The organism is Mycobacterium stomatepiae, assembly GCF_010731715.1.
GTDB lineage: Bacteria > Actinomycetota > Actinomycetes > Mycobacteriales > Mycobacteriaceae > Mycobacterium > Mycobacterium stomatepiae.
Genome location: NZ_AP022587.1, coordinates 2806109 through 2820011, shown reverse-complemented (window position 1 = coordinate 2820011; position 13903 = coordinate 2806109). Strand labels below are relative to the sequence as shown.

The following is a 13903-nucleotide window of genomic DNA, read 5'->3' as shown; positions in this document are numbered from 1 at the left end:
GAACGGTGCTACCAGGGACTTGACCAAACCGAGATTTCCCAGCTCAGAGGCCAAGAGCAAGCAGGAGCCATTTATTACACAGCTGATCGGGATTAACATTTCAGTAACACCAGCAGCACGAACTGTTTACTACTATCACCGTGATGAAACTCGTCACACTTCGAAGATTGCGCCGACGCTGCTCGAGGCCGCGTTCGGCGACCAGCCGGACCGTTGGCCGCTGCCGGCGGCGAGCACGCCGAGCGAACTCTGGTTGCGTGCCGTCGCGGCCGGCGGGCAGGGCCGTTACGGCAGTGCCTGCCGAGACCTGGCGGTGTTGCGCCGCTGCGTTCCGGCCGGCCGATTGGTCTCGCTGGCCCACAGCACGCAGGGCTCGTTTCTGCGTCAACTCGGTTGGCACGCGCGGGCCCGGGGCTGGGACGGTCGTGCCCTCGCGCTGGCCGGCGCCGATTCCGAAGCCCGTGCTGACGCGCTGATCGGGCTCGCGGCCGACGCATTGGGCGTCGGCCGTTTCGGTGCCGCGGCGACATTGTTGGCACGTGCGGACCCGGAGTTGGCTGCCTGTCCGGTCAGGGGAGCGGTGCCGGACCGGTTGCCGGTGCGCCGGCGATGGGTGGCCGCCGAGTTGGCGATGGCCCGCGGCGACGGCGCGATCGCGGTCCGTCATGCCGAGGAAGCCGTCGAGCTCGCGCGGGCCATGGAACGGCCTTCGGAGCGACACCGAGTCAAGAGCGACGTGGTGCTCGCCGCCGCGCTGTGCAGCGCCGGCGAGATCGACCGCGCCCGCTCCGTCGCGGAGGCGGCGCTGGACGCCACCGGCCGTCTGGGCCTGATACCGCTTCGTTGGGCCTCGGCCTGCTTGCTGTTCGATATCCAAAGCGTCACGATTTCTGGTCCGAAATTGGCCGAAATTAGGGATACCTGCGCAGGCCAGGTGCGGCGCGCCGGGGGAACCTGGCCTTCCGGGTGAATCGGCTTGTGGCCGTTATTGTCATTGCGAGAGTTAGCCCGCGATGTGTCCGCTTTGTAACGTTGGAGATACCGCCGTCGATGACAATTCAAGGTGAACGTCTCGACGCTGTGGTTGCGGAGGCCGTAGCGGGAGACGGAAACGCCCTACGGGAGGTGCTGGAGACCATCCGGCCGATTGTGGTGCGATATTGCCGGGCGCGAGTCGGCACAGTCGAGCGGGGTGGCCTGACAGCCGACGATGTGGCTCAGGAGGTCTGCTTGGCGACTCTGACGGCCTTGCCGCGTTACCGCGATCGAGGACGCCCCTTTCTGGCCTTCCTGTACGGCATTGCGGCGCACAAGGTGGCCGACGCCCATCGCGCGGCAGGCCGTGATCTCGCCTATCCGTCCGAATCCGTTCCCGAGCGCTGGTCGTCCGAGGCGGGCCCCGAGCAGCGGGCCCTGGAAGCAGATTCGGTCAGCCGCATGAACGAATTGCTCGACATCCTGCCCGCCAAGCAGCGTGAGATTCTCATCCTTCGCGTCGTCGTCGGCCTGTCTGCCGAAGAGACCGCCGCCGCCGTCGGCGCGACACCAGGAGCCGTACGGGTAGCTCAGCACCGAGCTTTGTCGCGGCTCAAATCCGAGATGGTTGCGGCGGGGGACTATGCCTGAATCTGGTTTCACAGACCGACCCGGGCTCGACAAATTGAGCCGGACGGATCTTCTTCTCGACGCGCTGGCGGACCGTCAGCCGATCGACGTCGACGACCCCAACGACGACGCGCTGGCCACGCTGCTGGGGGACTGGCGCGACGACCTGCGCTGGCCACCGGCCAGTGCGCTGGTTTCCCCGGAGGAAGCCGTCGGTGCGCTGCGCGCCGGAATGATCGAGCAGCGGCGCAGCCGGCGCGGCCTGGCAACGGTCGCCTCGGTGGCTGCGACGTTGATCGCGCTGAGCGGGTTCGGTGCCATGGTGGTCGAGGCGCGTCCGGGTGGGACGCTCTACGGCCTTCATTCGATGTTCTTCGACGAGCCCCGGGTCAATCAGAACCAGACGATGTTGTCCGCCAAGGCCGACCTGGCGAAGGTGCAGCAACTGATCGACAAGGGGCAATGGACCCAGGCCGAGAATCAGCTGGCGGAAGTCAGCAGCACCGTGCAGTCGTTGAACGACAGCGCCGGCCGAAAAGAGCTGCTGGACGAGATCGATCTGCTGAACGCGAAGGTCGATTCGCGCGATCCGAATGCGACGCTCCCGCCGGCCGCGCCGGCGCCTAACTCCGTCGTCTCGACCGCACCGGCGGTGGCTCCAAAGGCAATCAGCCCGAGCACAACCCCATCGGTGCCCAGTCCAACACCGAGCCCTGCTTCGGGCCATCGGCATCATTGGTCGGTTGCGCCCAGCATTACGCCTTAGGAAAACGGGCAGGTGAACCGCTCAGTGGCGACGGTGAAATCCGTCGGCGTCTGACGTCGCTTCGTTGAGCGAGGCATCGGCGTAGCCCCGGCAGTAATCCCACGTGACGTAGGCGTCCGGCTCCGGGTCGTAAGCGGGCTCGTGCGGGCGGACGGTGCCGTCGATCAGGAGCTGCAGCAGGTTGGCCCGCAACATGTCCCAGTCGTGATAGTGGTCCTGCTGACACTCGTCGCAACAGACCACAAGTCCGCGAATTCCCTTGTGCGCCAACAGTGCTTCGTATATGGCCAGATCGGCCAGGTCCGCCTCTACCGCCATGCGCTCTTGTTGATCCAGCGGTTGTCCAGGCTCGACGGCGTCCAGCGCCGCCGACGGGTCACATGGGTCGTCCGCGAAAGGGTCGGGTGGCAAACCCGGGGGGAGGTGGTCACGCACGCCCCTAGCCTACGCAGCCAGGCCGTGGTAACGCCAGCAGGAAGGCCGCGTGCCGATTGGCTGATGCGGCACGCCAGCAGGTGCGACTCCCCGACGGCCAGGACCGATAGGATGGGTTTCTCGCTCCGCGCGCGCATGGAGGGTTTCACTGATGTCCCGTGGCACGTCCCACCTCGAAGACAGCTCCGACCTGGTCGCAAGCCCTTACCTGCGCGTCGGCGGTCTGGCCGACGAAGCCGTGCCCACCGGGGGAGACAACCCGCACAAGGTGGCGATGCTGGGCCTGACTTACGACGATGTGTTGCTGCTGCCCGCGGCGTCCGATGTGGTTCCCGCCACGGCCGACACCTCGAGCCAGCTAACGAAGAAGATCCGGCTCCGGGTGCCGCTGGTCAGCTCCGCGATGGACACCGTCACCGAGTCGCGGATGGCCATCGCGATGGCCCGGGCCGGCGGCATGGGCGTGCTGCACCGCAACCTGCCGGTCGCCGAGCAGGCCGGCCAGGTCGAAATGGTGAAGCGGTCAGAGGCCGGCATGGTCACCGACCCGGTCACCTGCCGCCCGGACAACACGCTGGCCCAGGTCGACGCGCTGTGCGCCCGATTCCGGATCTCCGGCCTGCCCGTCGTCGACGACTCCGGCGCGCTGGTCGGCATCATCACCAACCGCGACATGCGCTTCGAGGTGGACCAGACCCGGCCGGTCGCCGAGGTGATGACCAAGGCCCCGCTGATCACCGCCCGTGAGGGTGTCACCGCCGACGCGGCGCTGGGCCTGTTGCGCCGCAACAAGATCGAGAAGCTGCCGGTCGTCGACGGCCACGGCCGGCTGACCGGGCTGATCACCGTCAAAGACTTCGTCAAGACCGAACAACACCCGCTGGCCACCAAGGACAGCGACGGCCGGCTGCTGGTGGGCGCCGCCGTCGGAGTCGGCGGCGATGCCTGGGTCCGCGCGATGATGCTGGTCGACGCCGGGACAGACGTGCTGATCGTGGACACCGCGCACGCCCACAACCGCACGGTGCTCGACATGGTCGGCAAGCTCAAGGCCGAAGTCGGCGAAAAGGTCGAGATCATCGGCGGCAACGTCGCGACCCGCTCGGCCGCCCTGGCGCTGGTCGAGGCCGGTGCCGACGCGGTGAAGGTCGGGGTGGGACCGGGCTCGATCTGCACCACCCGGGTGGTCGCCGGCGTCGGCGCCCCTCAGATCACGGCGATCCTGGAAGCCGTCGCGGCCTGCGGACCGCACGGCGTGCCGGTCATCGCCGACGGCGGACTGCAGTACTCCGGTGACATCGCCAAGGCGCTGGCCGCCGGCGCATCGACGGCAATGCTGGGCTCGTTGCTGGCCGGCACCGCCGAGGCGCCCGGCGAGCTGATCTTCGTCAACGGCAAGCAGTTCAAGAGCTACCGCGGCATGGGGTCGCTGGGCGCGATGGCTGGTCGCAGCGGGGCGAAGTCCTACTCCAAGGACCGGTACTTCGCCGACGACGCGCTCTCCGAGGACAAGCTGGTGCCCGAGGGCATCGAGGGCCGGGTCCCGTTCCGCGGCCCGCTGTCGTCGGTGATCCACCAACTGACCGGCGGGCTGCGCGCCGCGATGGGCTACACCGGTTCGCCCACCATCGAGGTGCTGCAGCAGGCCCAGTTCGTCCGGATCACGTCGGCCGGGCTCAAGGAAAGCCATCCCCACGACGTCACGATGACCGTCGAAGCACCGAACTACTACGCGCGGTGAGCAGCGAACTGAACATGGTCGAGATCGGGATGGGCAGAGTCGCCCGTCGCACTTACGAGCTCAGCGAAGTCAGCATCGTCCCGTCTCGGCGCACCCGCTCGTCGCAAGACGTATCGACCGCCTGGCAGCTGGACGCCTACCGGTTCGAGATCCCCGTGGTGGCGCAGCCGACCGACGCGTTGGTGTCGCCGGAGTTCGCGATCGAGCTGGGCCGGCTCGGTGGGTTGGGCGTGCTCAACGGCGAGGGCCTGATCGGCCGGCACGCCGACGTGCAGGCCAAGATCGCGCAGCTGGTCGAGGCCGCCGAAAAGGAGCCCGAACCGTCGGCGTCGATCCGGCTGCTGCAGGAACTGCACGCCGCGCCGCTGAACCCGGACCTGCTGGGCGCCGCGGTGGCCCGCATCCGCGAGGCCGGGGTGACCACCGCGGTGCGCGTCAGCCCGCAAAATGTGCAGGCACTGACGCCCGTGTTGCTACAGGCCGGCATCGACCTGCTGGTCATCCAGGGCACCATCGTCTCGGCCGAGCGCGTCGCCTCCAACGGCGAGCCGCTGAACCTGAAGAGCTTCATTTCCGAACTCGATGTGCCGGTGGTGGTGGGCGGCGTGCTCGATCACCGCACCGCCCTGCACCTGATGCGCACCGGTGCCGCCGGCGTCATCGTCGGCTACGGCTCCACCCGCGGCGTGACCACCAGCGACGAGGTGCTGGGCATCAGTGTGCCGATGGCCACCGCGATCGCCGACGCCGCGGCCGCGCGCCGCGAATACCTCGACGAGACCGGCGGCCGCTACGTGCACGTGCTGGCCGACGGCGATATCCACACGTCCGGCGAGCTGGCCAAGGCCATCGCCTGCGGTGCCGACGCGGTGGTGCTGGGCACCCCGTTAGCCGAAAGCGACGAGGCGCTCGGGGGTGGCTGGTTCTGGCCGGCCGCGGCGGCGCACCCGTCGTTGCCGCGCGGGGCGCTGCTGCAGATTGCCGTAGGGGAGCGGCCGCCGCTCGAGCAGGTGCTCAACGGGCCGTCCGACGAACCGTTCGGCAGCCTCAATCTGGTCGGTGGCCTGCGCCGATCGATGGCCAAGGCCGGCTACTGCGACCTCAAGGAATTCCAGAAGGTCGGCCTGACCGTCGGGATCTGACCGTGCGGACGCCGAACGTGAACTCAACTTCACGCTGGGCGCCGACCGTGAAACTACCTTCACGCTCGGCGAAGGCCGGGTATTCGGCATTTAGGGGCTTCCTCGTTACTGGCCGGTAAGTTCATACTGGTGGGGATGAAGCCAGATTATGACGTCCTGATCATTGGTTCGGGGTTCGGCGGCAGTGTCAGCGCGCTGCGGTTGACCGAAAAGGGTTACCGCGTAGGCGTTTTGGAGGCCGGTCGCCGCTACGCCGACGACGAGTTCGCCAAGACGTCGTGGGATCTACGCAAGTTCCTCTGGGCGCCCAGGCTGGGCTGCTACGGGATTCAGCGGATTCACCCGCTGAAAAGCGTGATGATCCTGGCTGGCGCCGGGGTGGGCGGCGGATCGCTGAACTACGCCAATACGCTCTACGTGCCGCCGGATCCCTTCTTCAACGACCAGCAGTGGAAGCACATCACCGACTGGCGCAGCGAGCTGATGCCGCACTACCGGCAGGCGCAGCGAATGCTGGGCGTGGTCGAGAACCCAACCTTCACCGACGCCGACCGGATCGTCAAAGAGGTCGCCGACGAAATGGGCTGCGGTGACACCTTCGTGCCCACCCCGGTCGGGGTGTTCTTCGGTCCCGACGGCACCAAGACGCCCGGGAAGACGGTGCCGGATCCCTTCTTCGGCGGCGCGGGCCCGGACCGCACCGGCTGCCTGGAATGCGGCTGCTGCATGACGGGCTGCCGCTTCGGCGCCAAGAACACGCTGCTGAAGAACTACCTCGGTCTGGCGGAATCGGCTGGGGCACAAGTTATTCCGATGACAACGGTGAAGAGATTTGAGCAACGCTCCGACGGGTTGTGGGAGGTCCGCACCGTTCGCACCGGAAGCTGGCTGCGCCGCGACCGGCGCACGTATACCGCGAGCCACCTGATCCTGGCCGCCGGCACTTGGGGGACCCAGCATCTGCTGTTCAAGATGTGCGATACGGGCCGATTGCCCCGTCTCTCAACACGTTTGGGCGTGCTGACCCGGACCAACTCCGAGTCGATCGTCGGCGCCGGACGGTTGCAGGTCTCGCCGGACCTGGATCTCACCCACGGTGTGGCGATCACCTCGTCGATTCACCCGACCGCCGACACCCACATCGAACCCGTGCGCTACGGCAAGGGCTCCAACGCGATGGGGCTGCTGCAGACCCTGATGACCGACGGTCCGGGACCGCAGGGCACCGACGTGCCGCGCTGGCGGCAGCTGCTGGACAACGCGGGCGAGGATCCGGGCAAGATGCTGCGGTTGCTCAATCCCAGCCGGTGGAGCGAACGCACGGTGATCGCGCTGGTCATGCAACACCTGGACAACTCGATCACCACGTTCACCAAGCGCGGAAAGCTCGGCATCCGGTGGTATTCCAGCAAGCAGGGGCACGGCGAGCCGAACCCGTCGTGGATCCCGGTGGGCAACGAGGTCACCCGCCGCATCGCGGACAAGATCGACGGAGTCGCCGGCGGCACCTGGGGTGAACTGTTCAACATCCCGCTGACCGCGCACTTCCTCGGCGGCGCGGTGATCGGCGACAGCCCCGAGAGCGGAGTCATCGACCCCTATCACCGCGTCTACGGCTATCCGTCGCTGCTGGTGGTGGACGGCGCCGCGATCTCGGCGAATCTGGGTGTCAATCCGTCGCTGTCGATCACCGCGCAAGCCGAGCGGGCCGCCTCGCTGTGGCCGAACAAGGGCGAGACCGACCTTCGGCCGCGGCAGGGCGATTCCTACCGCCGGCTGGAGCCGATCGCGCCCAAGCACCCCGTGGTGCCGGCCGATGCGCCCGGCGCGCTGCGCTGGCTGCCGATCGACCCGGTCAGCTCGACGGCGGGCTAGCTCGCGATCACCTCGAGCGGCGCACCCTTGACCACCGTGCTGCGCTCACCGTGCACGTTGACCGGCACGTCGCCCATCAGGGTGACGCGGTGCATCAGCCGCTTCTGGTCGTCGTAGTCGTCGATCGCCCGGTGCTGGGTCGCGCGGTTGTCCCAGATGGCGACGTCACCGGCCTCCCAGTGCCAGCGAATCGTGTTCTCGGGCTTGGTGATTCGCTTTTGCAGTAGTTCCAGCAGCGCGCTTGACTCGTGGCTGTCCAGGCCGACGAAGTTGCGCACGAAGTTGCCCGCGATCAGTGCGCGCTCACCGGTCTCCGGATGCACCCGCACCACCGGGTGTTTGGTCTGGAATTCGTGCTGCTCGAACGCCTGCCGAAACGCCCGCTGCGCGTCGCTCATCGAGAGGACGGCTTCGGCGGTCACGTAGTCGTAGCGGTTGGTGTGCACTGCCCACAGGTTTTCGACGAGGCACTTCAACGGTTCTGGCAGGTCGTCGTAGGCCGCGACCGTCGACGCCCACAGCGTCGATCCGCCGTAGCGGGGCAGGGTGATCGCCCGCAGGATCGAGGCCGCCGGGTAGTTCGCGGCGAACGTGACGTCGGTGTGCCAGCGGTTGGCCTTGCCGTACTCCGAGTTGATCGGCGTGATGACCGGCGCACCCGTGGCCGCGAGCGCACCGGCAGCCGGATGGCCGACGGGCGTGCCCAGTAACCCACCGAATGCCAGCTGCTGCTGGTCGTCGAGGTGGTGCTGGCCGCGGAAGAAGATGACCTTGTGGATCAGCAACGCCCGGCGGATCTCCTCGACGGCCTCCGGGTGTAGGTCGCCGCCGAGGTGCACCCCGTCGACCCGAGCGCCGATCCGGCTGCCCAGCTTGGTGACGGTTATCTGGTCTGTCATGGCTGTCGTCCTCGCTTGAAAACGTCGGGTGTAGTCAATTGACTAACCGCGAGTGTAGTCGAGTGGCTACAGATTGGGCAAGGGGTCATGACATGACAGATTCCTGCCGCAAAGCGGCAGTTCAGACCGGGAATTCGGTGAAGTTACCTGTTGTCAGGACGCCGTGGAGTCCAGTGCGGAGGCCACCTCGGCTTGCTCCATCTTCGCCACCTCGAGGTAGACCTCGGCCACCTGGGCCAGTCGGTCGCTGCCCGGTTCGCGGCCCTCCAGCAACGCGGCCAGTGTCGACACAGTGCGGGCGGCGAAGATGTCGGCGACCATCACGGTGGGGGTGTCCAGCCAGGCGCGCACGCGGGCCACCAGTTGCGTGGCCAGCACCGAATCGCCGCCGAGGCCGAAGAAGTCGTCGTCGGCGCTCACCGAACCTACCCGCAGCAGGCCGGCGGTGATTTCGGCCAGTGCCCGTTCCAACGGCGTCGACGCGGCCCGTTGACCCGTCGCGGTCTCGGCGGCGCGCTCCCGCACGGCGCGCGCGAGGAGCTCGCCCGCCACCTTCCGGTCGATCTTGCCGCCGACCGTGTAGGGAATCTCGGGGACCAGCACGACGAGGTCGGGAACCGTGTGGGGGGGAACGAATCCGGAGACCGCGGCCGTGAGTTGCGACGGCGTCAACGCGGGATCGACGACCCGCACCAACGCGGCCAGCTGCTCGCGCTTGGCGTCCCCGGCGACCGGGATCACCGCGGCCACCGCGCCGTCCACCGATTCCAGCCGGTTCAGTGCACCCTCGACCTCGCCGAGTTCGACCCGATAGCCGCTGATCTTGACCCGGTGGTCGGCGCGGCCGACGAACTCCAATGTCCCGTCGGGCAGATACCGCGCCAAATCGCCGGTGCGATACCAGTTCCTGCCGTCGTGGGCGACGAACTTGTCGTCCGTCAGGTCCGGGCGGCCGCGATAGCCGCGGGCGATGCCGCGTCCGCCGACCCAGAACTCGCCGGGAACCCAGTCCGGGCAATCGGACCCGTCGGCCGCCACCACGCGGCAAGCGTTGTTCGGCAGCGGGTGGCCGAACGGCACCGCAGCCCAATGCGGCGGCAGGTCGCCGGGCTCGCAGATGGTGTTGTGAATGGCCGTCTCGGTGGCGCCGCCCAGACCGGCGACGCGCACCCGCGGCGCCTGGGCTCGCAGCGCGCGCACCATCTCGGTGCGCACCCAGTCGCCGCCGGTGGGCACCACGCGCACCGACGAGATCCGTCCCGAGTCGACCGCGACCAGCATCTCGAGCCAGCCGGGCAACCAGTGCAGCACGGTGACCTGGTGTTGTTCGATCAGCCGCGCCCAGGCGTCGGGATCGCGGCGCTGCTCCTCGTCCACCACCACGATCGAGCCGCCCGCGCGCAGCATGCCGAAGATGTCCAGCACCGAGATGTCGCATTCCAGGGTGGACAGCGCCAGGCAGCGGTCGTCGGCGCCGATCTCGAAGTGGGAGTTGATGAATTCGACTGTGTTCATCGCGGCGTCGTGGCTGACTTCCACGCCCTTGGGTTCACCGGTGGAGCCCGAGGTGAACAGCACATACGCCACGTCGGCCGGATCGGTGGCGGCCGGATCGGTGCCGGCGGCGCCGTGCTGGCCCTGCGCGATGGCTTCCGCCACGGTCAACGCGGGAACCGGCAGTTCGTCGAGTCCGGGCGTGCGGGGACCGCACACCAGTGCCGAGTGGATGCCGGCGCCGCCCAGGATGCGGGCTGCGCGGTCGGCCGGCTGGTCGACGCCGACCGGCAGGTACACGCCACCGGCGGCATGGATGGCCAGCAGCGCCGGGATCTGCTCGGCGGTCTTGGGGCCGAGCACCGCGACCGCATCGCCGCGTCGCAGTCCGCGCGCCCGCAACGTCGCGGCGACGGCAAGGGCTTTCTCGCGCAACTGCGCGTAGCTGAGGTCGCCCAGGCTGCTGTATACCGCGGGTGCTTTGGGGTGCGCGGCGGCGGATCGAAAGAAGCCGTCGTGCAACGCTTCTGAGCTCGGTGTGGTGGTCACGGCGTTGCGGGTGGCGCGCAGCGCGCGCTGTTCGGCCGGCAGCGCGGGCGGGTCGAGTGCCTCCCAGGCGTGGTCGTCGTTGGCCAGCCGGATCAGCTCGGCGACGTGGTAGGCGAACATCGCCTCGGCCACACCCGGCCGGAACGCCTCCGCGCGCACGTCCCAGTTGACCAGCAGGCCACCGTCGAACGGGGTGGCCTGGGAGTCCAGCAACACCTGCGGCCCCTGCGAGATGTGCCAGACGCAGGTGCCGAACTGTTCGGTGACCTCGCCGTCGAACAAGTCGCCGAGCCCGAGCCCGCTGGTGAACACGAACGGCGCCAGCGTCGGCATGCCGCGGTGCCGGGTCAGGTCACGCAGGATCGACAGCCCCGAGTAGCTGGAGTGCGCGGCGCTGGCGTGCAGCGACTCCTGCAGGACACGGGCCCGGGCCGCGGCGGTCGGCGCCTGGGTGAGGTCGACGTCGAGCATCAGCGACGTCGTGAAGTCGCCGACGAGTTTGTCGACGTCGGGGTGGAACGGCTCGCGGCCGAACATCGGCAGGTTCAGCAGGAAACGGGAGTTGGTCGACCAACGCGCCAGCGTCCCGGCGTAGGACGCGGCGATCGCCATCGCCGGGGTGACGCCGCGCTTGTGCGCCGCGGCCAACAGCGCCTCGCGGATGTCGGCGTCGAAGTAGTGCCAGAGCCGGATGTTGCGGCGCGGATTGGCCTGCTCGGACGGCGGCACCAGCGGGGGAGACGGCGGTTCGGGCAGGTGCGGAATCCGCTCGGCCCACCACTGACGGTCCGCCTCGGACACCGGGTTGGCCGCCGTCAGCGCGGCCCGGTACTGCCGGTAGGTGTAGCCCAGTTCGGGCAGGTCGCCGCCGCGGTAGAACACGGCGAGGTCGGCCATGAAGTTGCGGTAACTGACGGCGTCGGCGGCCGACATGTCCATGTCGACGTGCAGGCGGGTGCGGTCGTCGGAGATTAGCGTCAGCGCGATTTCGAGGACCTCGCCGTGCAGGATCTGATGGGATTTCGCGTCCCGGATCTCGGCCAGTCGCTGCTCGGCCGCGGCGGTGTCGAGGTCACGAAGGTCGACCACCTCGACCGGTAGCGTGCGGTCGGTGATCCGCTGGGTGCCGTCGGGCAGGATCTCCACCCGCAGCATCGGATGGCGGCGGGCGAGCGCGGCCGCGGCGGTGCGCAGCTTTTCCGGGTCGACGCCCGCGCCGTCGAACTCGACATAGAGGTGCGGGGCCACGCCGCCGAGCGCCTGCTCTTCGTTGCGCCCCAACCACAATGCGTGCTGGATGGGCGCCAGCGCAAAGGTCTCGCCGCCGCCATCGTCGTGCGCGTCGATCGCTTCGGGCTGCTCATCGGTGGTCGCGTCGTCGCGCAGCGTCGACACCAGCCTTGTCCACGCGGAGACGGTCGGGTTCTCGGCCAGGGATGCGAAACCGATGTCGATGCCCTGCCGGCGCCACCGCCCGGACAGCGACATCATCCGGATCGAGTCCAGTCCGGAGGCGATAAGGTCGGCGTCGGGGTCTAGCGCGTCGGGGGTGACGCCGAGCAATTCGGCCACTTGCTCTCGGACGTTCAGTGCGCTCGTCGCGGCGCCACCCATTGTGTGAAACCTCTCAGCAATTAGTGAAGGCTGTCCTAACTATGCGGAGGCTACCCTACATTTGTTTGCGGACTTAAATTACCCTGAAAGGGCACCAACCGCGATGCGCACCGGATTCCATCCCGATGCCGAGCTCAACCACAACGAAAGTGTTGATCTCGCAACGGGATTCGTCCCGTTCCCGAGCGACCGCGCCGACGCCTATCGGCGGGCCGGCTATTGGGCGGGGGTGCCGTTGGACTCCATTTTGCGCGAGGCCGCGCAACGCTGGCCGGACCGCTGCGGCATCGCGGATGCCCACGCCAGCTACACCTTCGCCGAGTTCGACGCACTGGCCGACCGCATCGCCGGCGGCCTGACCAACCTCGGGTTTGCCGCCGGCGACCGGGTCCTGCTCCAGCTACCCAACTCCTGCCGGTTCGCGCTGGCGCTGTTCGGCTTGCTGCGGGCAGGGGTGGTGCCGGTGATGTGCCTGCCCGGCCACCGGACCGCCGAACTGAGTCACTTCGCCGACGTCAGCGGCGCGGTCGGGATGGTGATCACCGACAAGGTGGGCGGCTTCGATTACCGCGAGATGGCCACCGCACTGGTGCGCGAGCGGCCGCAATTGACAAAGGTGCTGGTCGACGGCGAACCCGGCGACTTCCAGGCCTGGTCCGACGTGGTGAACCACCCGGGCGGGGACGTCTGCGCAAACCCGGCGCCGGATCCGGGCCTGCCTGCGCTGCTGCTGGTCTCGGGCGGCACCACCGGGCTGCCCAAATTGATCGCCCGGACGCACGACGACTACCGCTACAACGCGTCGGCATGCGCGGCGGCCTACGGGATGACCGGCGACGACGCCTACCTCGTGGTCCTGCCGGCCGGGCACAATTTGCCGCTGGCGTGCCCTGGGTTGCTGGGTGCGATGACCGTGGGCGCCCCGACGGTTTTCACCGACGATCCCAGCCCCGAGGCCTTCTTCGCCCTGATCGATCGGCACCGGATCACGGTGACCGGTCTGGTCAACGCGCTCGCGAAGCTCTGGGCGCAGGCCTGCGATTGGGAGCCGGTCCTGCCGACCTCGCTGCGGGTGGTCCAGGTCGGCGGGTCACGGCTGCTGCCCGACGAGGCGCGGTTCATCCGCGAGAACCTGAGTGCGGGCATACAGCAAATCTTCGGCATGGCCGAGGGGTTGCTGAACTTCACCCGGCCCGGCGACCCCGTCGACGTGGTGGACAACCTGCAGGGCCGGCCGATGTCGCCCGACGACGAGATGAAGGTCGTCGACGAGAACGGCGACGAGGTGGCCCCCGGCGAAGAGGGCGAGCTGTTGGTGCGCGGACTGTACACGATCAACGGGTACTACCGCGCCGACGAGGCCAACGCTCGCTCGTTCAGCCCCGACGGCTTTTACCGCAGCGGCGACCGGGTGCGGATCCTCGCCGACGGCCCGGGGGCCGGCTACGTCGAGGTCACCGGCCGGATCAAGGACGTCATCCACCGGGGCGGCGAGACCGTCTCGGCGTCCGACCTCGAGGAGCACCTGCACGCCCACCTCGCCGTGGCCGACGCGGCGGCCGTCGCCCTGCCGGATCAGTATCTCGGTGAAAAGATCTGTGCAGCAATCGGTTTCAAGGGCGCGCCGGTCAGCCTGGCCGAGCTCAATGGCTTCCTGGACGGCCGCGGGGTCTCGGTCCACGCCAAACCGGACGTGCTGGAAGCCATGCGTTCGTTGCCGAAAACCGCGGTGGGCAAGGTGGACAAGAAGCAGATCGTCGTCAGCCTGACGCAGGAATGAATG

Annotated in this window: 10 protein-coding genes; 7 read left to right on the top strand and 3 right to left on the bottom strand. The window is 68.3% G+C overall.

The genetic code is table 11. The features are described from left to right. Positions 1-178: 178 nt before the first annotated feature. From G6N54_RS13135 to G6N54_RS13125, 3 genes are all read left to right on the top strand, one after another. Entirely contained in the window at positions 179-970 is a 792-nt protein-coding gene (locus tag G6N54_RS13135; RefSeq protein WP_163794713.1) for a hypothetical protein, read from the top strand. Between the two features lie 80 nt (positions 971-1050). Then, positions 1051-1626 (top strand): sigma-70 family RNA polymerase sigma factor, encoded by a 576-nt coding sequence (locus G6N54_RS13130; RefSeq protein ID WP_085219641.1) that lies wholly within the window; start codon positions 1051-1053, stop codon positions 1624-1626. Further along, positions 1619-2371, top strand: a complete 753-nt coding sequence (locus G6N54_RS13125; RefSeq protein WP_163790523.1) for an anti-sigma-D factor RsdA — start codon at positions 1619-1621, stop codon at positions 2369-2371. The genes G6N54_RS13130 and G6N54_RS13125 overlap by 8 nt, the downstream gene beginning before the upstream one ends. Before the next feature lie 21 nt (positions 2372-2392). On the opposite strand, the gene G6N54_RS13120 is transcribed toward G6N54_RS13125, so the two are convergent. Continuing rightward, positions 2393-2806 (bottom strand): DUF5319 domain-containing protein, encoded by a 414-nt coding sequence (locus G6N54_RS13120; protein ID WP_163790522.1) that lies wholly within the window; start codon positions 2804-2806, stop codon positions 2393-2395. A gap of 151 nt (positions 2807-2957) precedes the next feature. On the opposite strand from G6N54_RS13120, the gene guaB reads away from it, so the two are divergent. From guaB to G6N54_RS13105, 3 genes are all read left to right on the top strand, one after another. Beyond that, positions 2958-4547: an IMP dehydrogenase gene (gene guaB, locus G6N54_RS13115; protein ID WP_163790521.1), complete on the top strand. Its 1590-nt coding sequence runs from the start codon at positions 2958-2960 to the stop codon at positions 4545-4547. A 14-nt stretch (positions 4548-4561) separates the two neighbouring features. Beyond that, entirely contained in the window at positions 4562-5689 is a 1128-nt protein-coding gene (locus G6N54_RS13110; protein WP_163794711.1) for a GuaB3 family IMP dehydrogenase-related protein, read from the top strand. A gap of 135 nt (positions 5690-5824) precedes the next feature. Continuing rightward, positions 5825-7564 carry a GMC family oxidoreductase N-terminal domain-containing protein gene (locus tag G6N54_RS13105; protein WP_163790520.1) on the top strand — a complete coding sequence of 580 codons (1740 nt, stop codon included), beginning with the start codon at positions 5825-5827 and terminating at the stop codon, positions 7562-7564. On the opposite strand, the gene G6N54_RS13100 is transcribed toward G6N54_RS13105, so the two are convergent. Beyond that, positions 7561-8463, bottom strand: a complete 903-nt coding sequence (locus G6N54_RS13100; RefSeq protein WP_163790519.1) for a TauD/TfdA dioxygenase family protein — start codon at positions 8461-8463, stop codon at positions 7561-7563. The two genes, G6N54_RS13105 and G6N54_RS13100, sit on opposite strands and share 4 nt — an antisense overlap. Positions 8464-8616: 153 nt before the next feature. Then, positions 8617-12120: a non-ribosomal peptide synthetase gene (locus G6N54_RS13095; RefSeq protein ID WP_163790518.1), complete on the bottom strand. Its 3504-nt coding sequence runs from the start codon at positions 12118-12120 to the stop codon at positions 8617-8619. Between the two features lie 103 nt (positions 12121-12223). On the opposite strand from G6N54_RS13095, the gene G6N54_RS13090 reads away from it, so the two are divergent. Next, positions 12224-13900, top strand: coding sequence for a (2,3-dihydroxybenzoyl)adenylate synthase (locus tag G6N54_RS13090; protein WP_163790517.1), 1677 nt, complete (start codon positions 12224-12226; stop codon positions 13898-13900). The last annotated feature ends 3 nt before the right edge of the window (positions 13901-13903 follow it).

What these genes read in the sequence shown, in the direction of transcription:
- G6N54_RS13130 (WP_085219641.1), top strand. Translation starts at nt 1,051, where the DNA reads ATGACAATTCAAGGTGAACGTCTCGACGCTGTGGTTGCGGAGGCCGTA.
- G6N54_RS13125 (WP_163790523.1), top strand. Translation starts at nt 1,619, where the DNA reads ATGCCTGAATCTGGTTTCACAGACCGACCCGGGCTCGACAAATTGAGC.
- G6N54_RS13095 (WP_163790518.1), bottom strand. Translation starts at nt 12,120, where the DNA reads ATGGGTGGCGCCGCGACGAGCGCACTGAACGTCCGAGAGCAAGTGGCC.
- G6N54_RS13105 (WP_163790520.1), top strand. Translation starts at nt 5,825, where the DNA reads ATGAAGCCAGATTATGACGTCCTGATCATTGGTTCGGGGTTCGGCGGC.
- guaB (WP_163790521.1), top strand. Translation starts at nt 2,958, where the DNA reads ATGTCCCGTGGCACGTCCCACCTCGAAGACAGCTCCGACCTGGTCGCA.
- G6N54_RS13100 (WP_163790519.1), bottom strand. Translation starts at nt 8,463, where the DNA reads ATGACAGACCAGATAACCGTCACCAAGCTGGGCAGCCGGATCGGCGCT.
- G6N54_RS13090 (WP_163790517.1), top strand. Translation starts at nt 12,224, where the DNA reads ATGCGCACCGGATTCCATCCCGATGCCGAGCTCAACCACAACGAAAGT.
- G6N54_RS13110 (WP_163794711.1), top strand. Translation starts at nt 4,562, where the DNA reads ATGGTCGAGATCGGGATGGGCAGAGTCGCCCGTCGCACTTACGAGCTC.